Source organism: Aeromicrobium phragmitis (assembly GCF_003674095.1).
Lineage (GTDB): Bacteria > Actinomycetota > Actinomycetes > Propionibacteriales > Nocardioidaceae > Aeromicrobium > Aeromicrobium phragmitis.
Window position 1 is genome coordinate 128,794 of sequence record NZ_RDBF01000004.1, and the last position, 26,161, is coordinate 154,954.

Below are 26,161 nucleotides of genomic sequence, written 5' to 3' on the forward strand. Positions count from 1 at the left end.
CCGACCCCTGCGTTCGGTGACGGATCGGCACCACTCGCGGCATGCGGAAGCGGCCGGCTTCGTCGTGTCGTTAGGGTGTTGCCATGTTCACCGCGTACGGCTACCTGGCACTGGCGCTGTCGGTCATCTTGCTGTGCGTCAAGGCCTTCGCCCTCATCGACTGCATCCGCCGCCGGCCGTACGACTTCGAGCTCGCGGGCACGCTGCAGAAGAAGGCGTGGCTCGTGATCCTCGGGCTGTCCGTCGCGGTCCACCTGGTCTTCGTCGGCAGCGGCCCGCTCGGATTGCTCAACCTCGCCGGCACGGTCGCGGCCTTGGTCTACCTCGCGCAGCTGCGGTCGGTCACGAGCTGACCGCCCGGCCGCGGCGTCCTGCCTTGAGCAGCGCGTCGATGCTCTCCCAGGCGACGATGGCGACGGTGGCGACCACGACGAACGGCGTCGCGGAGTCGACCCAAGACTGGTCCCAGCCGACGTGCTCGATGAAGGCGGGATTGAGCAGTCGGTCGGTGAGGAAGAGCCAGACCAGGAGGCCGCCGAAGGCGAGGGAGATCGCGATGTTCGCGATCGCGCCCGGCCACGTCCAACCGCGTCGGTAGAGCCACAACGCCTGGCCTGCTTCGAGGGCGAGGAGAGCGAGCAGGGCGCCGCCCCGCCATGGCCACAGGTCCGGCGCGAGGATCGGGAGCCGTGTCTCCCCATCGAAGAACGGCGAGCCGACGTACTGCCACACCAGCAGCGCCGCCATCGTGGTGATGAAGACGAGGCTCGCGACCAGATCGTTGCGGCGGTGCCGCTCAGAGGCATCGGGCAACTCGGGCAGTTTCTCCGGACTCCACGCTGTCTCCTCCGTGCCGTCCGGTGCCGCGCGTTCGATGAACGCGAAGACGGCCGTCGTCCAGAAGGCGACTTGCAGCGCGACGCTGAGCGCCGCACTGATGCCGGTGCCGATGATGTCTCCGGCGGGCTCTCGCGCGCCGGCGGCGGCGAGCGCGGCGATGACGCCGATGGCGGCCGGCACGATCGCCAGTAGTGTCACGAGGAGCCGCAACCAGATGAAGTAGTAGCGCGGCCCGATGAGCTGCATCGGCCGGCCGCGGTACTCGGCGGCGAGTCGCAGCGGGTCGCCGAGGTCGCTTAGCGCTTGCCACTCGGCTTGCTCCTCCGCGAGGCCGCGGGCGCGGAGGTCGTCGATCGTATCGGCGATCCGCTCGCGCAGCTCGAGCGCGAGTTCGGTGCGCTCGTCCTCGGCGCTGACGAAGCGGGTGGCCGCGTGGACGTAACGGTCGGTCAGGGTACTCATGGGGTCTCCTCGGTGAGGTGCCGCAGGCTCGCGTCGAGCCGGTGCCAGTCGGCGATGAGAGTGGCGGCGAGGTCGTCACCCTCGTCGCTCGTTCGGTAGAACTTGCGGGGCCGAGACTCGTCGGTGTTCCACTCGCTGGTCAGCAGGCCTTGCTTCTCCAGGCGTCGCAGCAGGGGGTACAGCGTGTTCGCGTCGACCCCGATCCCGTGCTCATTGAGGCTCTCGAGCAACGCGTAGCCGTAGCCCGGGGTGCGCAGGGCCACGAGCGCGGCGAGCACGACGGTGCCGCGGCGCAGCTCCTGCAGATGGCCGGCGACGACGGGGTCCGGCGACGGATCAACATCCATGGGTCACACCATAGTGTGTGAGACACACTATGGCAAGCGAGACAGTATCGTCGGAGAGATAGGTGGCGTGCCGGTCGCGTGCCTCGCGGACGGATGCATGGCGCTGAAAGGCGTCAGTCAGAGGGTGGCGATACCGCGCGGGCGAGCCGGGTGAAGCCACCTGGTGAGGATCCGCAGCAGCTCGGCGATCGCCGCGTCATCGCCGCGGTCGGAGACGTCCTGGATCTCGCGATAACCCGCGACGAGGCCCGGCAGCCAGCGCGCAACGGAATCGGCGTCGAGCTCTGGATCGACCGAGCGTTCGTCGATGGCGCGCTGCACGAGGTGGATCAGGTCGGCGGCCGGCGCGCCCAGGGTTCCACCACGAGCGCCGGCTTCGACCAGCGTCACCAGCTCATCCCACGCGCTCACCCCACGAGTGTAGGAAAGGCCAGGTCGGGACGGCGGAGAAGCTTGCCCCTCGGATTCCGGTTCGGCCGGCTCCGCCCTGCTCGAGCGGCGGAGGTATCGACGCCGGGGCCACCGATTCGCCCCCTCGGGGACAATGGTGAGCATGCGCCTCACCGACGTCCTGCCCGAGCGCGGCGACGAAGACGCCGTCTACGAGGCGATCGGGACGTGGGTCGAAAGCCGCGGCCTGACGCTCTACCCCGCCCAGGACGAGGCGATCCTCGAACTCGTCTCGGGCTCCAACGTCGTGCTGGCAACGCCGACGGGGTCGGGCAAGAGTCTCGTCGCCACGGCCGCGATGGCGGCGGCCCTGGCGCGCGGCGAGTGCGCGGTCTACACCGCGCCCATCAAGGCCCTCGTGAGCGAGAAGTTCTTCGACCTGTGCGAGATCTTCGGAGCCGACGATGTCGGCATGGTGACCGGCGACGCTGCCGTCAACGCCGACGCTCCGATCATCTGCGCCACCGCGGAGGTGCTCGCCAACATGGCGCTGCGCGAGGGTGCGGAGGCCGACATCGGGCTCGTCGTCATGGACGAGTTCCACTACTACGCGGACCCGGACCGCGGGTGGGCGTGGCAGGTCCCGTTGATCGAACTGCCGCGCGCGCAGTTCCTGCTGATGTCGGCCACGCTGGGCGACACCACGCGGCTGCAGGCCGACCTCACGCGGCGGACCGGCCGCGCCACCCAGGTCGTGTCTTCAGCCGAACGGCCGGTCCCGTTGGTCAGCGAGTACGTCACCACCCCGATCCAGGAGACGATCGAGCAGCTCGTGACCACCGGACAGGCGCCGGTGTACGTCGTGCACTTCACGCAAGCGTCCGCACTGGAGCGAGCGCAAGCCCTGACGAGCGTCAAAGTGGCCTCGCGCGAGGAGCGCGACGCGATCGCCGAGGCGCTCGGCGCCTTCCGCTTCCGCTCGGGCTTTGGCAAGACGCTGTCCCGGCTCGTCCGCATGGGCATCGGTGTGCACCACGCGGGCATGCTTCCGCGATACCGCCGTCTCGTGGAGCGGCTGGCGCAACAGGGGCTGCTCAAGGTCGTGTGCGGCACCGACACCCTCGGCGTGGGCATCAACGTGCCGATCCGCACAGTCCTGTTCAGCGGTCTCGGCAAGTTCGACGGGACGCGTCAACGCACGCTGCAGGTGCGCGAGTTCCAGCAGATCGCCGGACGCGCCGGTCGGGCCGGTTTCGACACCGTCGGTCACGTCGCGGTCGAAGCGCCCGAGCACGAGATCGAGAACCTCAAGGCACTCGCCAAGGCGGGCGACGACCCGAAGAAGCGTCGCAAGGTCGTGCGCAAGAAGCCGCCCGAGGGCTTCGTCTCCTGGAACGAGCAGGCCTTCGAGCGGCTCGTCCACGGGACGCCGGAACCGCTCGTGTCGCGCATGCGCATGAGCCACTCGATGGTCCTCGACCTGCTCGCCCGACCCGGCGACACGGAAGCCGCGATCGAGCGCCTGATCGCCGAGTGCGACGAGTCCGAGGACGGCAAGGAGCGGCTTCGCCGTGAGGCAGCGGCGATCATCGAGGCGTTGCTCGCCGGGGGCGTCGTCGAGCGCGCGGATGAGGGGCTCGCGCTGACCGTCGAGTTGCCGGAGAACTTCGCACTCAATCAGCCGCTCTCACCGTTCGCGGTGGCGTGTCTCGAACTGCTCGATCGCGAAAGCCCCACCTACGCCCTGGACGTGGTCTCAGTCATCGAGGCGACGCTTGAGGACCCGCGCCCGGTCATCTCGGCACAACGGTTTCGGGCCCGGGGCGAGGTCGTGGCCGAGCTCAAGGCCGACGGGGTCGAGTACGAGGAGCGGATGGAGCTGCTCGAGGACGTCGAGCACCCGCAGCCGCTGCGCGACCTGCTGGAATCGGCCTACGAGACCTACCGCGCCGGGCATCCGTGGGTGGGCGAACACGAGCTGCGGCCCAAGTCCGTGGTGCGCGACATGGCTGAGCGGGCCATGACCTTCGCCGAGCTGATCGCGGACTACGGGCTGGCCCGGTCTGAGGGGGTCGTGCTCCGCTACCTGTCCGACGCCTATCGGGCACTGGTGCGGACGGTGCCACCGTCGTACGTGGACGAGGAGCTGTCCGATCTCGTCGCCTGGCTCGGCGAGCTGGTGCGGCAGACCGACTCGAGCCTGCTCGACGAGTGGGAGCAGCTCATCGCCGGCGGTGACGATCCCGAGGCCGTGCGACCCCTCGCCGAGGGCGCCGACACGCCGCGTCCGGTCACCCGGAACGAGCGGGCGTTCCGGGTGCTGGTTCGCAACGCGGCATTCCGCCGGGTCGAACTCGCGGCGTTGAAGCGTTGGGAGGCACTCGCCGACCTCGACCCCGACATCGACTGGGCGGAAGCGATGGGGGAGTACTTCGAGGAGTACGCCGACCTCGGCACCGGCCCCGAGGCCCGCGGTCCCGCGTTCTTCACTGTCGAGATCGGGCAGGAGTCGTGGCGAGTGCGGCAGACCTTCGACGATCCCGAGGGTGACCACGACTGGGGTTTCTCCGCGGAGGTCGACCTCGCCGCGAGCGACGAGGCCGGCGAAGCCGTCCTCCGGGTGACCAGCGTCGGCCCCTACGGCAGCTGACCTCTGAGCGGTAGGTGAGATCCCACCGCTGCCGTTGAGCGGTAGGTGAGGTCCCACGGAAGGCGCAAGCGTGGGACCAGACCTACCGCTTCCAGCGATGCGGGGTAGCGCGGACCACAGGCGGTCGGCTAGCGTTCGACCTAAGCAAGCGCTTAGTCAATTCTGTGACGAAGGAGTCGCCCATGCCTCGCGTGTTCGAGAGCCTCGACGAGTTCAAGGCCGCAGCCGGAGAAGAACTCGGCACCAGTGACTGGCTGACGGTCAGCCAGGAGCGGATCAACACGTTCGCCGACGCCACGGGCGATCACCAGTGGATTCACGTCGACCCGGAGCGGGCGGCGTCCGGGCCGTTCGGCAAGACGATCGCTCACGGTTACCTGACGCTGTCGCTGCTGCCGACGCTGGCCGAGCAGATCTACGCCGTCAACGGTCTCGCCTTCGGCGTGAACTACGGCGCCAACAAGGTCCGCTTCCCGCACCCCGTTCCCGTCGACTCGCGTGTCCGGGCCACCGGGACGCTGAAGGAGACGAGCGACATCGCCATCGGCACGCAGGCCGTCATCTCCTTCGTCATCGAGATCGAGGGCGTCGACAAGCCCGCCTGCATCGCAGAGGTCGTCTACGTCATGTCGGCCGGGGACGGAGCCTGAGTCATGGAGTTCGCCTTCGACAGCACCACCCAGGACCTCATCGAGCGCATGAACGCGTTCATGGACGAGGTCGTCTACCCGGCCGAATCCACGGCGCATGAGCAGATCGAACGCAACTACCGCGAGGACCGCTGGGAACCGCCGGCGGTCATCGAGGACCTCAAGGCCGAGGCCAAGCGCCGCGGCCTGTGGAACTTCTTCCTGCCCGGTGAGAAGGGGGCGGGACTGACCAACCTCCAGTACGCGCCGCTCGCCGAGATCACCGGCCGCAGCATCCAGTTGGCGCCACCGGCCGTCAACTGCGCCGCGCCGGACACCGGCAATATGGAAGTGCTGCACATGTTCGGCACGGACGAGCAGAAGCAGCGCTGGCTCGAACCGCTGCTCGCCGGTGAGATCCGCTCCGCGTTCGCGATGACCGAGCCGGATGTCGCGTCGTCGGACGCCACGAACATCGAGACCTCGATCGTGCGCGACGGTGACGAGTACGTCATCAACGGCCGCAAGTGGTGGATCACCGGCGCGATGAACCCCAACTGCAAAGTTTTCATCGTCATGGGCAAGACCGACCCGACGGCCGAGCGCCACCGTCAGCAGTCGATGATCCTGGTGCCCCGCGACACCCCGGGCCTCGAGGTCGTGCGCGGCATGCACGTGCTCGGCTTCCACGATCGCGATCACGGCGGTCACGCCGAACTGCGCTTCACCGATGTCCGCGTCCCCGCCGCCAACCTCATCGGCGGCGAGGGTGAGGGCTTCGCGATCGCTCAGGCCCGTCTCGGCCCGGGCCGCATCCACCACTGCATGCGCTCGATCGGCCTGGCCGAGCGCGCGGTCGAGATGATGGTCAAGCGGGCGAGCGAGCGGGTCGCGTTCGGCAAGCCGATCTCCGATCAGGGCGTGGTGCGCGACTGGATCGCCGAGTCGCGGGTCAAGATCGAGCAGCTGCGTCTCCTCACCCTCAAGACCGCGTGGCTGATGGACACGGTGGGCAACAAGGGCGCGCACACCGAGATCCAGGCCATCAAGATCGCGACCCCGCAGACGGTCGAGTGGATCCTCGACAAGGCCATCCAGGTGCACGGCGCCGGTGGGCTGAGCCAGGACTTCCCGCTGGCCGAGATGTTCGCGGGCATCCGCACGCTGCGCTTCGCCGACGGTCCCGACGAGGTGCACAAGAACTCCCTGGCGCGCGCCGAGATCCGTAAGCAGCTCGCGCGATGAGCCGGCGGGCGATCGTCACCGGCGCGGCCGGCGGCATCGGACTGGCCGTCGCGCGGGCGCTCGTCGCGCGGGGGGACCGGGTTGTGCTGACCGACCTCGACGAGGCGCGTCTCGCGGAGGCGGCCACGGACCTCGGCCAGCCGTACGTCGTCGCCGACGTCGCTGCCGACGAGGGGATCTCCGCGCTGCTCGCCCGGGCCGACGAGGAGTTCGGTGGCGTCGACCTGTATGTCGCGAACGCCGGGGTGTTCCGCGGGTTCGGGCTCGACGCGCGCGAATCGGACTGGGCGCTGTCGTGGGACGTCAACGTCATGGCGCACGTGCGGGCCGCGCGGGCACTCGTTCCGCGCTGGGTGGACGGCGACGGCGGAATCTTCGCGGTGACGGCCTCGGCGGCCGGGCTGCTCACCCAGCTCGGGTCTCCGACATACTCGGTGAGCAAGCACGCGGCCGTCGGATTCGCCGAGTGGCTGGCCGCCACGTACGGCGACCGCGGGGTGCAGGTGTGCTGCCTGTGCCCCATGGGCGTCGCCACACCCATGATCGAGGGCGGCGAGAGCCGCCAGGAGAGCGAGGCGCGGCTCGGCCACAAGGCGGTCTCGACCGCCGGCGAGGTGCTCGACGCCGACACCGTCGCACAGACCCTCCTGGAGGCGATCGATGCGGGACGCTTCCACGCGCTGCCGCATCACGAGGTGGGCCGGATGTACGCCCAGAAGGCTGCCGACCCCGACCGCTGGCTCACCGGCATGCAGCGGTACCGCGCGTCGCTGGAAGGGCGGTAACGCGCTGAGTGTGACGTTTGGCGGCTGAAATCGGGTGATCGACCCGCCAAACGTCACACTCAGCGCGTTCCGGCCGCCGCGTAGGCTGGCGGCATGGCGATCGAGTTGCTGTCCCCTGCCCAGTTGGAGGAGATGCGTCCGGCCGGGCGCTTCGTCGGCGACGTGCTGACCGCGGTGGTCGACGCCGCCGACGTGGGGGTGGACCTGCTCGATCTCAACGACCTCGCGCACCAGATGATCAAGGACCGCGGTGCCGAGTCCTGCTACATCGACTACGCGCCATCGTTCGGGCGCGGCCCCTTCGGCAAGGTGCTGTGCACCTCCGTCAACGACGCCGTCCTGCACGGCCTCCCGCACCCGTACAAGCTCAAGGACGGCGATCTCGTCAGCTTCGACTTCGCCGTGAGCGTGGACGGCTGGGTGTGCGACTCCGCGGTCAGCGCGATCGTCGGCACGCCGCGTGAGGAGGACGTCCGGCTCATCGAGACCACGGAGCGCGCCCTCGCTGCGGCGATCGAGGTGGCGCGGCCCGGTAAGAAGCTCGGCGACATCGGTCACGCGATCGGCGAGATCGCCCGCGGCGCCGGTTACTCCGTCAACACCCAGTTCGGCGGTCACGGTGTTGGGCGCACGATGCACGGCGACCCGCACGTGCCCAACGATGGTCGTCCCGGCCGTGGGTTCCCGCTCAAGCCCGGGCTCGTCATCGCGATCGAGCCGTGGCTGCTCGCCACCACGGACGAGATCGTCATGGATGCGGACGGATGGACGATCCGCAGCGCCGACGGCTCGCGCGGCGCGCACAGTGAGCACACGATCGCGATCACCGAGGGTGACCCGATCGTCATGACCCAGCGATCCTGACCCCCGACTCGGGCGGTAGGTGAGGTCCCACGGGCGGCGTCGCCGTGGGACCTCACCTACCGCTCAGGGGGCGTGGTGAGGAAGGCGTCCTCGAGTTGCGCGCACACCGCGAGGAGCAGGCCGTCACTCCCGGGGTGAGCGGCGAGCATCGCGCCGATCGGCAGTGACGGCGCCTGTGCCGACGGCTCGGTCGCATACACCGGCAAGCTCGCCGCGGGCTGCCCACTCATGTTCATGAGCGCCGTGAAAGGCGTGAAGAGCAGCTCGCGGCGGTGGATCTCCAGGGGGTCCTCGGGGCTGGTGAACCAGTCCGTGGGCTGCGGGGGCAGCGCCAGCGTCGGCGTCAGGAAGAGGTCGAACTCCGCGAGCTGGGCGAGCGTGGCGCGCGTGGTGAGTTCGAGGAAGCCCATGGCGGCGGCCAGCTCCGGCGCGCTCGCCCGGCCGCCTCGCTCGCGCCAGTAGCGCGTCGTGGGCCGGAGCAGCCCCTCGGCTTCGGGTGGGATCGGTGCGGCCGCCATTCCGGCCGACCACACGACGTTGAACTGGGCCTCGAGCTCCGGCGCCCACGGATTATCGATGTCGACGATCTCGTGGCCGGCAGCCGCAAGAAGCTCGCTCGCGCGCTCCCACGCCGCGATCGACTCAGGTGACGACGCGGCGAAGTCGAGGTAGGGGCGGCTCCATCGGGCGACGCGCAGCGGGCCGGGGTCGCGACTCGCCTGCTCACGGAACGGCGTCGACGGCGCCGCGCTGATCCGCGAGTCGCCGGGCATCGGTCCGGCGAGCACGTCCAGGAGGGCGGCGGCGTCACGGACCGTCCGAGTCAGCGCGCCGTCGCTGGCCAGGCCGTTCCACTGCACGCCGAGTGGCCCCGCGCTGATGAGCCCTCGACTGGGTTTGAGCCCGAAGATGCCGCAGCTGCTGGCGGGGATGCGAATCGACCCGCCGCCGTCGCTGCCGAGGGCGACGGGCAAAAGCCTCGCGCTCACTGCGGCAGCCGCACCGCCGCTGGAACCACCGGCGTTGCGCGTGGTGTCCCAGGGCGTCACGGTCGGGCCGACGAGGTCATTGTCGGTGAACGACGACAATCCGAACTCCGGTGTGTTGGTCTTACCGAGGCTGACGAATCCCGCCTCCTGGACGCGGGTCACCACGTGAGCGTCCTCCTCGGGAACATCCTCGCCGAGTAGCCGCGAGCCCAGCGTCGTCCGGGTTCCCGCGGTGGCGGTGAGGTCCTTGATCGCCGTCGGCACTCCGCAGAACGGCGGCGCGTCGCCCCGCTCGAGCAGCCGGTCCGCGCGGGTCGCCTGTTCGATCGCCGCGTCCGGGGTGACGGTGACGAAGGCGCCGAACTCCTCGGCGTCGATGCGGTCGAGGTGATGACGCACGAGTTCGCTGCTGGTGATCTCGCGGCGGCGCAACAGCTCCGCCTGGTCGTGGGCGTCGAGGTCGTGCAACTCGCGGCTCATGCGCCCAGCCTAGGGTCTTAGACTCGAGCGGTGGCCACGCCGAAAGTGATCTTGTACTACGCCTTCGCGCCGCTCCCGGACCCGGAGGCGATCCGGCTCTGGCAGCACACCCTGGCCGATTCGCTCGGACTGCGCGGCCGCGTGATCATCTCGCGGCACGGCATCAACGGGACCCTCGGCGGCGACGTGGTCGAACTGAAGAAGTACGTTCGCGGCCTGCGGTCGTACGCGCCGTTCAAGGACGCCGACATCAAATGGAGCCCGGGCGCCGCCCTGTCCGACGGCACTACGGCCCTGTTCCCGCGGCTCAGCGTGAAAGTCCGCGAGGAGCTCGTCGCCTTCGGAGCTCCCGATGCGCTCACGGTCGACGAGCACGGCGTGGTCGACGGCGGCACGAAGCTGACCCCGGAGGACCTGCACGAGCTCGTGGCCAGCGAGGACGTCGTGTTCTTCGACGGTCGCAACCACATCGAGTCTGAGATCGGGCGCTTCCGCGGAGCGGTCCGGCCCCCGGTGGAGACGACGCGCGAGTTCCTCGACCTGCTCGACTCCGGTGCCTATGACCATCTGAAAGACCGCCCGGTGGTCACCTACTGCACCGGCGGCATCCGCTGCGAAGTCCTCACACCGTTGATGAAGCAGCGCGGCTTCCGCGAGGTGTACCAACTCGACGGCGGCATCGTGCGGTACGGCGAGACGTTCGGCGACGACGGGTTGTGGGAGGGCTCGCTGTACGTGTTCGACGGCCGCATCGCGACGGACTTCTCCGACCACGCCAAGATCGTCGGCACGTGCGACCGCTGCGCCGGCCCGACGAAGGATGTGCGCGACTGCGTCGACGTCGCCTGCGTGCGGCAGTTCGCCCGCTGCGACGCCTGCATGGACACCGATCCCGGCTGCGACGCCCACGCGCTCACCGCCGCGCCGTAGGACCCGATAGGTGGTCGAGTAGGAGGTCGCTCAGCGACCGACATGGAGCCTACGCCCCTCATGCGACGGCTCGATCGCTCCCTCGTCCCGGTTCCTGAGTAGCCGCGAGGAACGAGCGGCGTATCGAAGGGCGGTCGCTACTCGACCACCGAGGGGCGCTCAGGTGTCGAGCATGGCGGCGTTGAGGGTGCTGGGCGGCACACCGAAGCCCTCGACGAGCGTCAGCGTGTGGGGGCGCAGCTTCTCCAACAGCGCGTTCACCTCGACGGTGACCTGCTTGGCGCGCTCCGTGGACAGCCGGTTGTGCTCCATGAACCACGCCTTGTCCCGCTCGATCGAGCTGAGCGCGTACAGCGAGCAGACGTCGCGCAGTAACTCCTGCGCCTCGGGGTCCTCGCAGCGGGCGATGCCAGCGGTGAACGCCTCCAGCACCACGCGTTCGATGTGCACCTGGCCGACCTTGAGCACATGGTCCTGCGCTTCGTTGAAGATCTCGAACGAGCGCTCGGGCTCCTGACGTGCTCGCTGCAAGCGGCGAGCGGCGGTTTCGATGACGTGTTGTTCGCGGTCCTCGAAGAGGCTCAACTGGGTGCCGCGATCGAGGAGGTCGTGCTCGTCCCCGCCGCCGGGGCGCGCGTCGATCAACCGCTGGATCAGTGCGCCGGCCGCGGTCCGCTCCTTGACGATGTCGGCGACCGACTCGGCTGCGAAGCGCACCATGCTGAGCGGATCGAGCCCGGTGACCTCCTTCGCGTAGGCCGTCAGCATCTCCTTGGCGACGAGCTGAAGGAGGACGTGATTGTCGCCTTCGAACGTCGTGAACACGTCGGTGTCGGCCTTGAGTGTGGTGAGCCGGTTCTCGGCCATGTAGCCCGCGCCCCCGCAGGCTTCGCGCGCCTCCTGGATAGCCCGGGTCGCGTGCTCGGTCTGCATCGCTTTCAGGCCCGCCGCACGGCTCTCCAGCTCCCGCTGCTGCTGCGGGTCAGGTTCGGGCTCGGTCTGCAGCCGATGCATTCGCGCAACGAGCTGGTTCTGCGCGAAGCGGAAGGCGTAGGAGGTCGCGATGAGCGGCAGCAGCCGGCGCTGGTGCAGGCGGTAGTCCATGAGAACGGTCTCCTCGCCCTCGCGGCCCTCGAACTGCCGGCGCTGCAGCGCATACCGTCCGGCGATGCTCAACGCGACCTCGGTGGCGGCGCTGGCCGATCCGCCGACGCTGACCCGGCCGCGGACCAGCGTGCCGATCATGGTGAAGAAGCGCGCACCGGGGCTCTCGATGGGTGAGGAGTACGTGCCGAGCTCGTCGACGTCGGCGTAGCGGTTGAGCAGGTTCTCGCGGGGGATGCGCACGTGGTCGAACAGGATGCGCCCGTTGTCGACGCCGCCGAGTCCGCCCTTGTGGCCGCAGTCGGATGTCGTCACACCGGGCAGGTCATCGCCGTTCTCGTCGCGGATCGGGACGACGAAGCAGTGGACGCCGTGATCCTTGCCGAGAGTGATCAGCCGGGCGAAGACCGCGGCCACGCGAGCGTGGCTGGCCGCACCGCCGATGTAGTCCTTGCGAGAACTCGGGGTCGGGGAGTGGACGACGAACTCCTCGGTGGCGGGATCGAACGTCGCCGTCGTCTCGAGGCTCTGGACGTCGCTGCCGTGCCCGGTCTCGGTCATCGCGAAGCAGCCGAGCAGGCCGAGGTCGATGATGTCCGGGATCATCGCGTGGTGGCGCTCGGTGCCGAGGTTCTCGATCGCGCCGCCGAACAGCCCCCACTGCACACCCGCCTTGACCATCAGCGAGAGGTCGAACTGCGCGAGCATCTCGATCCCGGTGACCGCCATGCCGGGGTCGCCGGTGCCGCCGTTCTCTCTGCGGAATCCGGCCGCGGGGATGCCGGTGGGGACGAGTTGCTTGAGCTGCTCGAGAACTCGGCTCCTCGCGTCGTCCAGCGAGAGCGCATGGTCGTAGGCCAAGTCCATGGCAGCGAGCTCGGCTCGGCTCTGTTCGCGCACGTGGCGCCACTTGCCGTCGAGCGCCCGCCGGAGAGCTTCGGGGGACGTCATGGCCCCCACGCTAGCGGCGAACCGGACCCCTCACGAGGTGAGCGCGAGACTCGCCTGCTCGATGGCTTCGGGGGACAGGACGTGGCCGATCGCCATCGCCGCGGCCCCCAGCACACCGGACCGTTCGCCCGTGACGGAGGTGACGATGCGCAGGTGTTCGGTGGCCAGGGGAAGGGAGCGCTGGTAGACGACCTCGCGGATGCCAGCCACGAAGTGCTCGCCGGTGGAGGCGAGCGCGCCACCCACCACGACCACCGAGGGGTTGATGAAGTTGACCACCATCGCGAGGACGTCGCCGAGGTCGCGACCCGCCTGGCGAACGGCCTGCACCGCGTCCACGTCGCCGGCCCTGACGCGCCGGACGAGGTCGGCCGTGTCGCGTACCGGAGAGCCTGCGGCCTGCAGGGCTCGAGCGATCGCCGGCCCGGCGGCGACGGCCTCGAGGCAGCCGACGTTGCCGCAGCGGCACACGGCGTCCGAGGGGCGGCCGATCCGGATGTGCCCGACGTCGCCGGCGGTTCCCTGCGCGCCGCGTTGCAACTCCCCGCCGGCGATGATGCCGGCGCCGATTCCGGTGGAGGCCTTGATGAAGACGAGGTCCCGGGCAGTCGGGAACTGGGTGTGTTGCTCGCCCAGCGCCATGATGTTCACGTCGTTGTCGATGAGCACCGGGACGGGGAAAGCGCGCTGGACGTGAGCCGGCACGTCGTAGCGGTCCCAGCCGGGCATGATCGGCGGGTTGATGGCGCGGCCGGTGGAGTGCTCGACCGGCCCGGGCAGACCGATGCCGATGGCGGCGAGGTCATGGACGGGACGGTGGGCCTGATCCAGGAGCCGGGGGGCGACCGCCTCGACCCACGCGAGCACGATGTCGGGACCCTCGGCGATGTCCAGGTCGGCTCGTTCCTCGGCGAGAAGCTGGCCGGAGAGGTCCGCGACGGCGGCGCGGGCATGCGTGGCCCCGAGGTCGACACCGAGCACCACGCGGGCAGCGGGATTGACGGCCAGCAGGGAGGGCGGTCGACCGCCGGTGGAGTGTCCGTCGCCGTACGGAGTGACGAGGCCGAGGCGCATGAGGACGTCGACCCGCGCTGCCACGGTGGAACGCGCGAGACCGGTGGACGCGGCGAGCTGCGCCCGCGTCATCGGCCGGTTCTCGCGTTGCAGGAGCGCGAACACGTCACTGGTCTTCACGGGAATGATTGAACCACCGCGGCTTCTGCAGGTCTAGTAATCATCTTTTGACGGGTACTCGACAAAAGTCAGTGAAGTGTGTCACAGTGCTGCCGTGGAAGGTGGTCTGCCCGTGTTGCGGGTCCGCGACGTGACGAAGAGCTTCGTCGGCAACCTCGTGTTGCGCGGCGCCAGCCTCGACGTCCATCCCGGCGAGGTCGTCGGCCTGGTCGGAGAGAACGGCGCGGGCAAGTCGACGCTCATGAAGATCCTCGCGGGCGTCCACGAGCCCGACGCCGGGACGATCGAGATCGGCGGTGAGCCGGTGTCCTTCGGGCATCCCGTGCAAGCACAGCAGGCCGGCATCGCGACGGTGTTCCAGGAGTTCAACCTGCTCCCCGAGCGGACCATCGCGGAGAACATCTACCTTGGTCGCGAGCCCCGCAACGGTCGGCTCGTCGATGTGGCCGGCATGGAGCGCGAGGCGCGCTCGCTCCTCGAGGGCCTGGGCATCACCGGCCTCGACCCGACGCGGCGCGTGCGCACCCTCTCGGTCGCCGAGCAGCAGATCGTCGAGATCGCCAAGGCGGTGAGTCTCGACGCCCGGGTGATCCAGATGGACGAGCCCACCGCTGCGCTCGCCGATCACGAGGTCGCGCTGCTCTACGACATCATCGGCAACCTGACGTCGCGAGGCGTCGCGATCATCTACGTCTCCCATCGTCTGCGCGAAGTGCTCGACCTGTGCCGCACGGTGACCGTGCTCAAGGACGGCGAGCAGGTCGACACCCGGCCCGCCGCAGAACTCGACGAGGGGACGCTCGTCCGGCTCATGGTCGGTCGCCCGATGTCCTCGTTCTTCCCGTCCGCACGTCCGGGCACCCAGCCCGGCGACATCCGGCTCGAGCTGCGCGAAGCGGGCAACGACCACGTCGACGGCGTCGACCTGGCGCTTCGTGCCGGCGAGATCGTCGGCGTCGCCGGCCTGCAGGGATCGGGTCGTACGGAGCTGCTCGAGGCGATCTTCGGCATGGCGCCCCTGACCCGCGGCCAGCTGTTGATCGACGGCGATCCGGTCACGATCCGCTCGCCCCGGCAGGCGATCCGGTCCGGCCTCGCGCTCGTCACCGAGGATCGCAAGGCGACCGGACTGGCGCTGCAGCAGTCGATCCTCGACAACGCACTGGGCGTCGTGCGCAGCGTGTTTCCCGGCCGCACCCCGGCGGCTCAGCGCGACGTACCCGGCCTGCTGGGATCGCTCTCGGTGTCGGCGCGGTCGCTCAGCCAGGAGGCGCAGTTCCTCTCCGGCGGCAACCAGCAGAAGGTCGTCCTCGCCCGCTGGCTGACGACCCATCCCCGCATCGTCCTGCTCGACGAACCCACGCGCGGCATCGACGTGGGTGCCAAGCACGCCATCTACGAGGTCATGCGCGAGCTCGCCGCCGAGGGCGTCGCGGTGCTCATGGTCTCAAGTGAACTTCCGGAGGTCATCGGTATGTCCGACCGCATCCTCGTCATGCGCGACGGAAGGCTGGCCGGCGAGCTGCCGGCCGGGTCCACGGAGGAGTCCGTCCTCGCGCTCGCGACCGGCGTCGATGAGGTGGCGTCATGAGCGAGCGCCAGCGAGCGAACATCAGGTTCTTCTGGCAGGTGGCGTCATGAGCATCGCGGTGCGGCCGGGCCGCACGATCAGCTCGACGACCATCGTCTTCGCGGTGCTGGTGCTCGCGATCGTCGCGGGAACCATCATCACCGCGGTCAACGGCCGTAACTTCTTCAGCGTCGGCAACATCGACAACGTCCTGACCACGATGACGATCCTCGGTCTCATCGCCGTCGGACAGACTCTGGTCATCCTCGTCGGCTCGCTGGATCTCTCGGTGCCGTTCGTCGTGAGCCTCGCGAGCGTGACCGCCGGCGGCATCATGGCGGGCCAGACCGGACGCATCCTGCCGGCCGTGCTCGTCACGCTGCTGATCGCCGCGGTCATCGGCCTCGCCAATGGGCTGATCGTCAGCTATCTGCACGTGCATGGCTTCATCGCCACGCTCGGCACGGGGCTGATCCTGGCGGGCTACCTCGCTTCGAACTTCGAGGGCAATCAGGGTGCGGCGCCGCGAGCCTTCCGGCTGCTCGACGCCACCCGGATCGGCCCGGTCCCGATCGCGACGCTGATCATGCTCGGATGTGCGCTGCTGGCCATCCTCATGCTGCGCCGCACCCGGCTCGGCCACCACATCTACGCCGTCGGCGGCCACGCCGAGGTGGCGCGGATGTCCGGCGTCCGAACGGCCACCCCGATCATCGCGGCGCACGTCATCTGCACCGTGCTGTCAGCCGTCGCGGGTCTCCTGCTCCTCGCCCGGCTCGGTGTCGGGCAGCCGACGGTCGGATCGCAGGGCGGCTACGACCTGATGTCCATCGCCGCCGTCGTGCTCGGCGGGACGCTGCTGAGCGGCGGCAAGGGCAACATCGTCGGAACGCTCGCGGGCGTCGCGATCTTCGCGGTGCTCGACAACGTCATGGGCGTCATGCAGCTCAACCCCTTCCTCAAGGACGTCGTGCGCGGCGTGGTCATCGTGGTCGCCGTGGCGGTGTACGCGCGCCGCGAGATCGACCGCCGTCCCGCCCGCTTCGGCTCGGCGTCCCCGATTCCGCAGGAGGTGCGATGAGCACTCAGATCACCCTCCCGAGGTACGAGGGAAGCTTCGGCCGACGCCTCGCCCTCGCGCTGCGCACTCCTGGCGGAGCCGTGTTCGTGCTCGCGGCGGTGCTCCTCGTCGCGATCGTCGTGTCCAACCCCAACTTCGCCGATCCCGGCTCGCTCATCCGCTTCGCCGGACGCACCGCGCCGATCGCGATCGCGGCAATGGGGCAGTACTACGTCATCGTCAGCGGCGAGTTCGACCTGTCGATGGCGGCGGTCATCGCGGCGCAGGTCGTGCTGGCGGGCAACTTCATCGGACAGGACGAGGCGCGTATCCTCCCTGGCCTGGTCGTGATGTTCGCCGTCGGTACCTTGATCGGCCTGATCAACGGACTGGCCACCACGATCCTCAAGGTCCCGAGCTTCATCGTCACGCTCGGCATGATGCTCGCGCTGACCGGCTTGGTCCGGTACGTCACCGGTGGAGCGGCGACGGGCAACCCGTCCGACGCGTTCCGCAACATCGGTCGCGGCGGCGTCGAAGGCGTGCCCGTCGTCGGCATCATCCCCTACTCCCTGCTCATCCTGCTGGTGCTCGCGGCGCTCGCCGTCTGGCTCATGCGTCGTCCCTTCGGCCGCTCGATCGTGGCCGTCGGTGACAACGCCGAGGCCGCCCGGTACGCCGGCACCGCCGTGTGGTGGCTCAAGACCCGAGCGTTCATCCTCTCGTCGCTGTCGGCCACCGTCGCGGGCATCCTGCTCGTCGGCTACGCCGGCGTCCATCCCTCCGTCGGCTCCGGCTACGAGTTCGCGGCCATCACCGCCGTCGTCATCGGCGGCGTGGTGCTCGGCGGCGGCCGTGGCTGGGTGCTGTCGGCCGCAGCGGGCGCGTTCGCGCTCGAACTGCTGTTCCTGCTCTTGACGTCGCTCGGTGTCGCCTCCACGTGGCGCAGCACCGTGCAGGGCGTCATCATCATCGTCGCCGTCGCATTGGCAGGCCGTACCTGGCGGGCCACCCGCCGGCCACGGCGTCGCGGCGGAGTCGCCCCCTCGACCCCTCCACCCCCACCCAGCCCACCTCGGGCGCAACGACAGGAGACATCCGATGCGTAGGACCATGAGAGCGGGGGCCCTCGCCTCCGCCGCCGCGCTCGTCGTGCTGGCCGGCTGCAGCACCGACGACATTTCCGACTCCGGCGACGACGGCGGATCCCAGGACACCGAGTGGTTCGTCCAGGCCGACTTCGACCGCCAGAACGAGCAGCGCGACGCCACCTTCCAGGGTGACGAGAGCGAGCCGTGGCTGCAGTACCTCGAAGGCGACATGACGGACACCTCCGAATACGCCTCCGAGGGCCCGAAGAAGGTGTGCTTCGCCAACGCCTCGATCAGCAACCCGTGGCGGCAGACCGGCTGGATCACGATGAAGCAGCAGCTGGAGGTCCTGCAGGAGCAGGGCGTCATCTCCGAGATGGAGACGCGCGACGCGCAGGACTCCGACGACACGCAGATCGCCGACATCGACTACTTCATCAACGAGGGCAACTGCGACGCCTTCGTCATCTCGCCGAACTCCACGGCCGCGATGACGCCGGCCGTCGAGCGCGCCTGCGAGACCGGCAAGCCGGTCGTCATCTTCGACCGTGGCGTCGAGACGGACTGCCCGACGACGTTCATCCACCCCATCGGTGGCTACGCCTGGGGCATCGACACGGCCAACTTCCTCGTCGACAACCTGGAGGAGGGCGACCGGGTCATCGCGCTGCGCATCCTCCCGGGCGTCGACGTGCTGGAGACCCGCTGGGCCGCCGCCGAGAAGATCTTCGAGGAGAACGGCATCGAGGCCGAGGACCACTTCACCGACGCCGATCCCACCAAGATCAAGCAGATCGTCACCGACGCCATCAACCAGGGCCAGGTCGACGGCATCTGGATGGACGCCGGCGACGGCGCCGTCGCGGCGATCGAGGCGTTCGAGGACGCCGGCGTCGACTACCCGGTCATGACCGGTGAGGACGAGATGAGCTTCCTGCGGAAGTGGGAGGAGACGGGTCTGACGGGTATCGCGCCGGTCTACTCGAACTTCCAGTGGCGTACGCCGCTGCTCGCGGTGCAGAAGATCTTCGCCGGTGAGGAGGTCCCGACCGAGTGGGTGCTCCCGCAGTCGCCGATCACCGAGGACGATCGCGACGAGTACCTCGCGGCCAACGAGGGCATGCCCGACGGTCACTACGCCAAGTTCGGCGGCGAGGACCTTCCGGGCTTCCCGCAGGCCTGGCAGGACCGCTGATTCACCAGCGGCTGCGGCGGGCGATCCCCGCCGCAGCCGCCCCCTGCTCACTACGGACACGAAGGGAGGCGCCGTGCGCCCCATCGGCATCAACACCTGGGTCTGGCGGTCGCCGCTGACCGACGACGTCCTCGACGAGACGCTCGATGCCGTCGCCGCGTTCGGCTTCGACGCCGTCGAGCTGCCGCTCGAACAGGTCGGCGATCTGTCCGCCACGCGAGTCGTCGCCGCGCTGGAGCGGACGGGCCTGGTGCCGTGTGTCGTGGGCGCGATGGCACCCGGCCGCGACCTCATCGATCCCGGCGCCATCGAGGGCACGCAGCAGTACCTGCGCGCCTGCATCGATCTGGCCGCCGACATCGGGGCGCGCAGCGTGTGCGGGCCCTTCTACGCCGCCACCGGGCGGGTGTGGTCGATGACGCCCGACCAACGGGAGCAGGCCTACGCCACCTGGCGCACCCATCTGGCTCCCGTCGTGGAACACGCCGAACATCGAGGCGTCCGCGTCGGCATCGAGCCGCTCAACCGGTACGAGACCTCCCTCGTCAACACCGTCGAACAGGCGCTCACCGGGCTGGACGGGCTGCTGGGCCCGGCGCTCGGGCTGGCGCTCGACACCTACCACCTCAACATCGAGGAGCGCTCCTCCGCGGCGGCCATCACCGCGGCGGCCGAGCATCTGGTCCACGTGCAGGTCTGCGGCAACGACCGCGGAGCCCCGGGCCACGATCAGACCGACTGGCCGGGCATCCTCGATGCCCTCGACGCCACCGGTTACGACGGCCCGCTCGTTATCGAGAGCTTCACGTCCGAGAACACGACCATCGCCACCGCCGCCTCCATCTGGCGATCGCTGGCACCCACGCAGGACGACCTGGCCCGCGACGGCCTCGCGTTCCTGCGCGAGCTCACCGCACACCGCAACGGGGGAATCTCATGAGTCCTGCCCCAACGCCCCTGGGAGTCGCCGTCGTCGGCCACTCCTTCATGGGCAAGGCCCACTCCAACGCCTGGCGCAACGTCAGCGCGTTCTACCCAGACGTCCCGCCGGTCGCTCGTCGCGTGCTCGTCGGCCGCGACGCCACTCGGGTCGGTGAGGCGGCGCACCAGCTGGGCTGGGAGGGGACGGAGACGGACTGGCGGCGCGTGCTGGAGCGTGACGACGTCCAGATCGTCGACGTGTGCACGCCCGGGCATCTGCATTACGAGATCGCGCTGGCCGCGCTCGAGGCCGGAAAGCACGTGCTCGTCGAGAAGCCGTTGAGCAACAGCACGAGCGAGGCCGAGCGACTCGTCGAGGCCGCGGCGTCGGCACGCGGCCGAGGGGTGCAGTCGATGGTGGGCTTCAACTACCGGCGCGTTCCGGCGCTGGCGCTGGCACGTTCCCTCGTCGCCGAGGGGCGCATCGGTCAGCTGCGCGAGATCCGGGCCGCGTACCTGCAGGACTGGCTCGCCGACGATCAGGCCCCGATGACGTGGCGTCTGCGCCGCGAGCAGGCCGGATCTGGTGTGCTCGGTGACCTCGGGTCGCACGTCGTCGACCTGCTCCGCTTCCTGACGGCGGACGACATCTCCTGGGTCGAGGGGCACCTGGCGACGTTCGTCCCCACGCGTCCGGGAGCCGACGGCCCCGAGCAGGTCACTGTCGACGACGCCGCGTGGGCGCTGCTCGGCCTCAACGGCGGAGCGGTGGCGAGCGTGGAGGTCAGCCGGATGGCCTTCGGTCGCAAGAACGGCTTGCGGCTGGAGCTGTACGGATCTCGCGGTTCCCTCACCTTCGACCTCGAGCGGCTCAACGAGCTGTGGGTCGACACCGGCGATGGCGGGACCCGAGTGCTCGTTACGGAGCCGCATCACCCCTACCTCGAGGCGTGGTGGCCCCCGGGCCACATCCTGGGGTGGGACCACACCTTCACCACCCAGGCCGCGGAGTTCCTCCACGCGATCGGCACCGGCACCGCTCCGGCGCCGTCGTTCGAGGACGGACTGGCGGTGCAGCGGGTGCTCGATGCGGTCGAGCGCACCGCGAGCGACCGCCGCGCGACGATTCCGGCATCTTGACCACCGCGAAGGAGACCACGATGACCCGACCCTTCACGCTCTTCACCGGCCAGTGGGCCGATCTCACCCTGGAGGAGGTCGCCGAACTGGCGGCCGGCTGGGGGTATGACGGCCTGGAGATCGCCGTGTCCGGTGAGCACCTCGACGCCTCGCGCTGGGACGACGAGGAGTACATCGCCGGTCGCAAGGAGATCCTCGACCGCCACGGTCTCGGCTGCTGGGCGATCTCCAACCACCTCAAGGGCCAGGCGGTCTGTGATGACCCGATCGACGAGCGGCATCGCTCGATCGTCGGGTCCCGGGTGTGGGGCGACGGGGACCCGGAAGGCGTGCGGCAGCGCGCCGCCGAGGAGCTCAAGGACACCGCCCGGCTGGCCCGGGCGATGGGTGTCGACGTCGTCGTCGGCTTCACCGGGTCCTCGATCTGGCAGTACGTCGCGATGTTCCCGCCGGTCCCCGCGAGCCGTATCGACGCGGGTTATCAGGACTTCGCCGACCGCTGGAACCCGATTCTCGACGTGTTCGACGAGTGCGGCGTGCGGTTCGCTCACGAGGTGCATCCCTCGGAGATCGCGTACGACTACTGGTCGACGGTGCGCACGCTGGAGGCGATCGGGCACCGTGAGGCGTTCGGTCTGAACTGGGACCCGAGCCACATGGTCTGGCAGGGCCTCGACACGGTCGCGTTCATCACCGACTTCGCCGACCGGATCTATCACGTCGACTGCAAGGACACCCGTATGCGGATGGGCAACGGGCGCAACGGCATCCTCTCGTCGCACCTGCCATGGGGCGATCAGCACCGCGGCTGGGACTTCGTCTCCGTGGGGCGCGGGGACGTGCCGTGGGAGGACGCCTTCCGCGCGCTGGGCCGGATCGGCTACACGGGCCCGATCTCGGTCGAGTGGGAGGACGCCGGCATGGACCGACTCCAGGGCGCCCCCGAGGCGCTGGAGTACCTGCGCCGCTTCGACTTCGAACCCCCGGCCGCATCCTTCGACTCCGCCTTCGACCAAGGCTGACCGCAGTAGGTGGTCGAGTAGCGACCGCCCTTCGATACGCCGCTCGTTCCTCGCGGCTACTCAGGAACCGGAACGAGGGGCGCGCCCAACTCTCCATAGGTGGTCGAGTAGCGGCGAGGGACGAGCCGCGTATCGAGACCACGTGGTGCGAGATGTGGTCTCGATACGGCCTCCGCAGAGCTCCGGCCTACTCGACCACCAATGCCCGGGGTAGGTGATCATGGAACAGGCTCGCGGTGGCGGTCAGAGCGACGACAGCGCCGACGACGCGTGATCAGGGCTGACGCCGGCGAACGAACGCGATAGCCGCGGACGTGATCGCGGCACCCAGGCCCACCCGCCGGGCGAGTCGGGCGGTAGGTGCGATGTCGCGTGGCTCCACCGGGCGACCGTCGCCGAGCTGGGGCCGGTGTTCGATCCGCTCGCCGTACACATTGGTGCCGCCGAGGCGGATGCCGAGCGCGCCGGCAAAGGCTGCCTCGACGGGCCCCGCGTTCGGACTGGGATGCCCTGAGGCGTCGCGCCGCCACGCGCCGAGCGCTCCCCTCCGGTCGGACCCGAGCACCGTGGCGAGGGCGGCGGCGAGACGGGCCGGCAGCAGGTTGGCGGCGTCATCGGCCCGCGCCGCGGCCTTGCCGAAGCGTTCGTAGCGGGGGTTCCGGTGCCCGATCATCGCGTCGAGCGTGTTCACGGCCCGGTATGCCAACAGCCCCGGCACGCCGGCGAGTCCGCCCCACAGCAGGGGAGCGACGACGGCGTCGGAGGTGTTCTCGGCGACGGACTCCACGACGGCACGTGCCACCTCGTTCTCGGACAGCTCGCTCGGGTCGCGCCCGACGAGGTGGGTGAGGCGCCGTCGGGCGGCGGGCAGATCGCCGGCGTCGAGGAACGCCCCGATCGTCGCCGCTTCGCGTTCGAGTGACCGACCGCCCAGTACCGCCCACGTCGCGATGGCCGTGGCGAGGAATCGGTGCTGGCGCTCGGCGACCGCGCCGAGCGCGGCAGCCGCGGCGACGAGGGTGGCGGTGTGGACGGCGCCGCGACCGACCGAGTCGGCGTAGGTTCGGCGTTCGAGGGTCGCGGCGATCCGGCCGAAGCCGGCGACCGGATGGAAGCGCCGTGGATCTGCGAGCCATCGGTCGAGCACGTAACCGGCGAGGAGGCCGGCGGCGCGGTCTCTCATCCGGCCCTCCCGCAGTACGCTGACGAGTCATGAGGACCCTGGTCACCGGCGGCGTGCGCTCGGGCAAGTCGGCTCACGCGGAGTCGTTGCTCGCAGACGCTCCCGCCGTGACATACGTGGCTCCCGGTCCGCGCTACGACGACGCCGACTGGGACGCGCGCATCGCCGCGCACCAGGCACGGCGTCCGGCTTCCTGGGTGACGGTAGAGGAGACCGACCTGCCGCGGGCCGCCGCCGCGGCACGGGGTGCGTTGCTCATCGACTGCCTCGGCACCTGGGCCACCGCGCAGCTGGACGACCTCGATGCCTGGGAGTCCCGGACCTGGCTTGACGCGTTCGCCCCGCGCCTCGACGCCGCCGTGGAGGCGATCGCCACGTACGACGGCGACGTCGTGCTCGTCACCAACGAGGTGGGTCTCGGCGTCGTCCCGGCGCACCGCTCGGGCCGCGTCTTCCGCGATGCGCTCGGCTGGGTGAACCAGCGGTTCGCGGCCGAGTGCGACACGGTCGCGCTGGTGATCGCCGGACGCGTGTTGACGCTCTGAACTCACAGCGCGTCGAGTCGCGCGACCTCGCTCAGGAGCAGCGCGGCCGACCGCAGCAGCGGCACCGCGGCCACCGCTCCACTGCCCTCACCGAGACGCAGGTCGAGGTCGAGCACGGGGGAGAGGCCCAGCTTCTCCAGAGCGAGCGACTGCGCCGGCTCCGTCGAGCGGTGACCCGCCACGAACCACGCCGCGGCGCCGGGCGCGAGCCGGTCGGCCATCACGCCGGCCGCCACGGCGATGAGCCCGTCCAACACGACCGGGACGCCGGCTCGGGCCGCCGCTGCCATGAAGCCCGCCGACGCCGCGATGTCGGCCGAGCCGAGCGCGGCCAGGGTGCGTCGGGGGTCACCGTCCTCGTCGTGCCGGGCGAGGGCCTGGGCGACGACGGCGGTCTTGTGGGCCAGCCCGGCGTCGTCGACGCCGGTGCCTCGGCCCACCACGAGCTCGGCGGGCAGGCCGAGACTCGCGGCGATGAGCGCTGCGGCGGGGGTCGTGTTGCCGATGCCCATGTCACCGCTGATCAGCAACTGGGCACCGGCCGCCATCTCCTCGGCGGCGACCGTCGCCCCGACCTCGAGACTGCGATCGAGTTCTTCGGTGCTGAGGGCGTCCTCCTGGTGGATCGCGCCGCTGCTGCGCCGGACCTTGTACCCGCTCACGTCCAGGTCGGACAGGTCGGCGTCGACGGCGACGTCGAGGACCCGCAGCGCCACGCCATGCTGACGGGCGAGCACCGCGACGCCGGCGGTCCCGGCCACGAACGCGCGCACCATCATCGGGGTGATCTCGCGCGGATAGGCGGAGACCGCGTGCTCGGCGACGCCGTGGTCGCCGGCGAAGACGACGGCCCGCACGTGCGCGGGCGGAGCCGGCGGCACCTGGTCCTGCACGGCGCTGAGCCACACGCCGAGTTCGCCGAGCCGTCCGAGGGCGCCGCGCGGGACGGCGAGAGCGTCGAGGTGGTCCTGCGCAGCGGCCCGCGCGCTCGCGGACGGGGGCGTGACGGGACTGGGCTGATTCACGACGGTTCCTCCTCGGTCGGGTTGGGGGTCGAGGCGACCTCGACGTTCACGGTGTAACGGGAGCCGTCGACGTCGCTGATCGTCACGGCGGTGTCGAACTCCACGCCCTCGTGGGTCAGGACGCAGGCGATCTGGTTGCCCTCGCGGATGGCCACGTCGCCGTGGCCGCAGTCGAGGGAGTCGGGCCGCTGACCGACCTCCTCCTCGAGCGCGGCCATCGCGGCTTCCGCGACGTTCTCGGCCGGTTCGTCCATGCCGCCGGTGCTGAACGAGAACGTGCAGGCCGCGAGCGAGAACGTCGTGGCGAGCGCCAGCAGCGGACGGTGCAGTGCGGTCACGACAGGCTCCCGGGGGTCTCGATCCAGTGCGCGTTGGGCAGGATGCCGGCTCGGTGGCCGGCGAGGAGCTCGGCGGCGATCGCGATGACGTCGCCGTGGCTGACCGCGAGGGTCACTGCGGTGTCCGGCAGCTGCGCGGTGAAGGTCAGGACACGGTCGGCGACGTCGGTCGTGGTCTCGCGCGACGACTGTTCGAGTAGCAGGTCGCTGGTGTTCACCTCGAGACCGAGCTCCGGCGCGATGATCGCCGCGGTCTGCTGGGCGCGTACGGCAGGGGAGGACCAGAGCGCCGTGATGCCGCGTTCGCGCAGCTTTGCCGCGGCGGAGCCGGCCTGTGCGCGGCCCTGCTCGGTCAGCTCCGGGTGCAGCGCGTCGTACTGCATCCGCCCGGCCGCATTCCACGAGGACTGCCCGTGCCGCATCCAGACGATCACCGGACCAGCTCCAGTTCTGCCACCGGGCCGATCACCGTGATCGCGGGGGCACCGATCCCCGACTCGTCCGCGCGTGCCGCCAGATCGGCGAGCCTCGCCCGCACCACGCGTTGCGACGGCAGGGTGCCGTCGGCGATGACCGCGCCCGGGGTGCCCTCGTGCATCCCGGCGGCGAGGAGTCGCTCGACGATCGCGGCGAGCTGTCGCACCCCCATGAGCACGACGATCGTCAGGCCGCTGGTGGCGAGGGCGTCCCAGTCCACGGTGCAGGACGGGTCGTCGGGAGCCACGTGCCCGGACACCACGGCGAACCCCTGGGTGAGACCGCGGTGGGTGAGGGGGATGCCGGCTGCCGCCGGCACGGCGAGGGCCGAGCTCAGTCCGGGAATCACCCGGGCGGGGATGCCGGCTTCGGCGCACGCGAGGAGCTCCTCACCACCCCGGCCGAAGACGAAGTTGTCGCCGCCCTTCAGCCGCACGACGTGACGGCCCGCGCGCGCCGCGTCGACGAGGATCCGGTTGATCTGCTCTTGCGGAGTGAAGCGGCCGTGCGGCACCTTGGCGACGTCGACGACCTCGGTGTCGGGTCCCGCCCAGGAGAGCACAGCGTGGGGGACCAGGCGGTCGCTCACGATGACGTCGGCCTTCTCGATCGCCTCGCGCCCGGCCAGCGACATGAGACCGGGATCGCCCGGTCCTCCGCCGACGAGGGTGACCGAGCCGAGCGCGGTGGCGGCGGGACGGTCTCGCGCTGGCGCCGCGCTCTCGCGGATCACC

At 70.1% G+C, this 26,161-nt stretch carries 26 protein-coding genes; 15 read left to right on the plus strand and 11 right to left on the minus strand.

Annotated elements, in window-relative coordinates:
* The first annotated feature begins 83 nt into the window (after positions 1-83).
* Entirely contained in the window at positions 84-353 is a 270-nt protein-coding gene (locus D9V41_RS07070) for a DUF2516 family protein (RefSeq protein WP_121793851.1), read from the plus strand.
* On the opposite strand, the gene D9V41_RS07075 is transcribed toward D9V41_RS07070, so the two are convergent.
* The 3 genes from D9V41_RS07075 to D9V41_RS07085 form a co-directional block, all read right to left on the minus strand.
* The gene (locus tag D9V41_RS07075) at positions 343-1,302 is read right to left on the minus strand and encodes a permease prefix domain 1-containing protein (RefSeq protein WP_121793852.1); all 960 of its coding nucleotides are present in this window, start codon (positions 1,300-1,302) and stop codon (positions 343-345) included. The two genes, D9V41_RS07070 and D9V41_RS07075, sit on opposite strands and share 11 nt — an antisense overlap.
* Positions 1,299-1,649, minus strand: coding sequence for a PadR family transcriptional regulator (locus tag D9V41_RS07080; protein WP_121793853.1), 351 nt, complete (start codon positions 1,647-1,649; stop codon positions 1,299-1,301). The genes D9V41_RS07075 and D9V41_RS07080 overlap by 4 nt, the downstream gene beginning before the upstream one ends.
* Positions 1,650-1,766: 117 nt before the next feature.
* A complete protein-coding gene (locus D9V41_RS07085; protein WP_121793854.1) occupies positions 1,767-2,060 on the minus strand; it encodes a hypothetical protein in 294 nt (97 codons plus the stop codon).
* A 142-nt stretch (positions 2,061-2,202) separates the two neighbouring features.
* Between D9V41_RS07085 and D9V41_RS07090 the strand changes: the two genes are divergently transcribed.
* From D9V41_RS07090 to map, 5 genes are all read left to right on the plus strand, one after another.
* Positions 2,203-4,689 (plus strand): DEAD/DEAH box helicase, encoded by a 2,487-nt coding sequence (locus D9V41_RS07090; RefSeq protein ID WP_121794016.1) that lies wholly within the window; start codon positions 2,203-2,205, stop codon positions 4,687-4,689.
* Between the two features lie 182 nt (positions 4,690-4,871).
* Complete coding sequence (locus D9V41_RS07095; RefSeq protein ID WP_121793855.1) at positions 4,872-5,339, plus strand: MaoC family dehydratase; 468 nt, start codon at positions 4,872-4,874, stop codon at positions 5,337-5,339.
* A 3-nt stretch (positions 5,340-5,342) separates the two neighbouring features.
* Entirely contained in the window at positions 5,343-6,563 is a 1,221-nt protein-coding gene (locus D9V41_RS07100; RefSeq protein ID WP_121793856.1) for an acyl-CoA dehydrogenase family protein, read from the plus strand.
* Positions 6,560-7,348 carry an SDR family oxidoreductase gene (locus D9V41_RS07105; protein WP_121793857.1) on the plus strand — a complete coding sequence of 263 codons (789 nt, stop codon included), beginning with the start codon at positions 6,560-6,562 and terminating at the stop codon, positions 7,346-7,348. Before D9V41_RS07100 ends, D9V41_RS07105 begins: the two co-directional genes overlap by 4 nt.
* Positions 7,349-7,441: 93 nt before the next feature.
* A complete protein-coding gene (gene map, locus D9V41_RS07110) occupies positions 7,442-8,212 on the plus strand; it encodes a type I methionyl aminopeptidase (RefSeq protein WP_121793858.1) in 771 nt (256 codons plus the stop codon).
* A 56-nt stretch (positions 8,213-8,268) separates the two neighbouring features.
* On the opposite strand, the gene D9V41_RS07115 is transcribed toward map, so the two are convergent.
* Entirely contained in the window at positions 8,269-9,681 is a 1,413-nt protein-coding gene (locus D9V41_RS07115; protein ID WP_121793859.1) for an amidase, read from the minus strand.
* A 30-nt stretch (positions 9,682-9,711) separates the two neighbouring features.
* Here D9V41_RS07115 and trhO point away from each other — a divergent pair, with 30 nt between their 5' ends.
* Complete coding sequence (gene trhO / locus D9V41_RS07120) at positions 9,712-10,611, plus strand: oxygen-dependent tRNA uridine(34) hydroxylase TrhO (protein WP_121793860.1); 900 nt, start codon at positions 9,712-9,714, stop codon at positions 10,609-10,611.
* 159 nt (positions 10,612-10,770) lie between these two features.
* Here trhO and D9V41_RS07125 read toward each other — a convergent pair whose 3' ends face one another.
* Positions 10,771-12,666, minus strand: coding sequence for an acyl-CoA dehydrogenase family protein (locus tag D9V41_RS07125; RefSeq protein ID WP_121793861.1), 1,896 nt, complete (start codon positions 12,664-12,666; stop codon positions 10,771-10,773).
* 30 nt (positions 12,667-12,696) lie between these two features.
* Positions 12,697-13,860 carry an ROK family transcriptional regulator gene (locus tag D9V41_RS07130; protein ID WP_243697184.1) on the minus strand — a complete coding sequence of 388 codons (1,164 nt, stop codon included), beginning with the start codon at positions 13,858-13,860 and terminating at the stop codon, positions 12,697-12,699.
* A gap of 157 nt (positions 13,861-14,017) precedes the next feature.
* Here D9V41_RS07130 and D9V41_RS07135 point away from each other — a divergent pair, with 157 nt between their 5' ends.
* The 7 genes from D9V41_RS07135 (at position 14,018) to D9V41_RS07165 (ending at position 21,859) form a co-directional block, all read left to right on the plus strand.
* A complete protein-coding gene (locus tag D9V41_RS07135; protein WP_424922792.1) occupies positions 14,018-15,451 on the plus strand; it encodes a sugar ABC transporter ATP-binding protein in 1,434 nt (477 codons plus the stop codon).
* Between the two features lie 46 nt (positions 15,452-15,497).
* Entirely contained in the window at positions 15,498-16,511 is a 1,014-nt protein-coding gene (locus D9V41_RS07140) for an ABC transporter permease (protein WP_121793863.1), read from the plus strand.
* Complete coding sequence (locus tag D9V41_RS07145) at positions 16,508-17,599, plus strand: ABC transporter permease (RefSeq protein ID WP_121793864.1); 1,092 nt, start codon at positions 16,508-16,510, stop codon at positions 17,597-17,599. Before D9V41_RS07140 ends, D9V41_RS07145 begins: the two co-directional genes overlap by 4 nt.
* Positions 17,592-18,776, plus strand: a complete 1,185-nt coding sequence (locus tag D9V41_RS07150; RefSeq protein WP_121793865.1) for a substrate-binding domain-containing protein — start codon at positions 17,592-17,594, stop codon at positions 18,774-18,776. Before D9V41_RS07145 ends, D9V41_RS07150 begins: the two co-directional genes overlap by 8 nt.
* A gap of 73 nt (positions 18,777-18,849) precedes the next feature.
* Positions 18,850-19,716 (plus strand): sugar phosphate isomerase/epimerase family protein, encoded by an 867-nt coding sequence (locus D9V41_RS07155; RefSeq protein ID WP_121793866.1) that lies wholly within the window; start codon positions 18,850-18,852, stop codon positions 19,714-19,716.
* Positions 19,713-20,837: a Gfo/Idh/MocA family protein gene (locus D9V41_RS07160; RefSeq protein ID WP_121793867.1), complete on the plus strand. Its 1,125-nt coding sequence runs from the start codon at positions 19,713-19,715 to the stop codon at positions 20,835-20,837. The genes D9V41_RS07155 and D9V41_RS07160 overlap by 4 nt, the downstream gene beginning before the upstream one ends.
* 20 nt (positions 20,838-20,857) lie before the next feature.
* Positions 20,858-21,859, plus strand: a complete 1,002-nt coding sequence (locus D9V41_RS07165; protein WP_121794018.1) for a sugar phosphate isomerase/epimerase family protein — start codon at positions 20,858-20,860, stop codon at positions 21,857-21,859.
* A gap of 274 nt (positions 21,860-22,133) precedes the next feature.
* On the opposite strand, the gene D9V41_RS07170 is transcribed toward D9V41_RS07165, so the two are convergent.
* Entirely contained in the window at positions 22,134-23,042 is a 909-nt protein-coding gene (locus tag D9V41_RS07170; protein WP_121793868.1) for a cobalamin biosynthesis protein, read from the minus strand.
* Positions 23,043-23,071: 29 nt separating this feature from the next.
* On the opposite strand from D9V41_RS07170, the gene D9V41_RS07175 reads away from it, so the two are divergent.
* Positions 23,072-23,587, plus strand: coding sequence for a bifunctional adenosylcobinamide kinase/adenosylcobinamide-phosphate guanylyltransferase (locus D9V41_RS07175; RefSeq protein WP_121793869.1), 516 nt, complete (start codon positions 23,072-23,074; stop codon positions 23,585-23,587).
* Positions 23,588-23,589: 2 nt separating this feature from the next.
* Here the strand turns inward: D9V41_RS07175 and cobT are convergent, their stop codons facing one another.
* The 4 genes from cobT to cobA are packed head-to-tail and all read right to left on the minus strand — an operon-like array spanning position 23,590 to position 26,157.
* A complete protein-coding gene (cobT, locus tag D9V41_RS07180; protein ID WP_121793870.1) occupies positions 23,590-24,612 on the minus strand; it encodes a nicotinate-nucleotide--dimethylbenzimidazole phosphoribosyltransferase in 1,023 nt (340 codons plus the stop codon).
* Positions 24,609-24,950 carry a DUF4333 domain-containing protein gene (locus D9V41_RS07185; protein ID WP_121793871.1) on the minus strand — a complete coding sequence of 114 codons (342 nt, stop codon included), beginning with the start codon at positions 24,948-24,950 and terminating at the stop codon, positions 24,609-24,611. Before D9V41_RS07185 ends, cobT begins: the two co-directional genes overlap by 4 nt.
* Entirely contained in the window at positions 24,947-25,384 is a 438-nt protein-coding gene (locus tag D9V41_RS07190) for a histidine phosphatase family protein (RefSeq protein WP_121793872.1), read from the minus strand. The genes D9V41_RS07185 and D9V41_RS07190 overlap by 4 nt, the downstream gene beginning before the upstream one ends.
* Positions 25,381-26,157 carry a uroporphyrinogen-III C-methyltransferase gene (gene cobA / locus D9V41_RS07195; RefSeq protein ID WP_279432334.1) on the minus strand — a complete coding sequence of 259 codons (777 nt, stop codon included), beginning with the start codon at positions 26,155-26,157 and terminating at the stop codon, positions 25,381-25,383. Before cobA ends, D9V41_RS07190 begins: the two co-directional genes overlap by 4 nt.
* Positions 26,158-26,161: the final 4 nt, after the last annotated feature.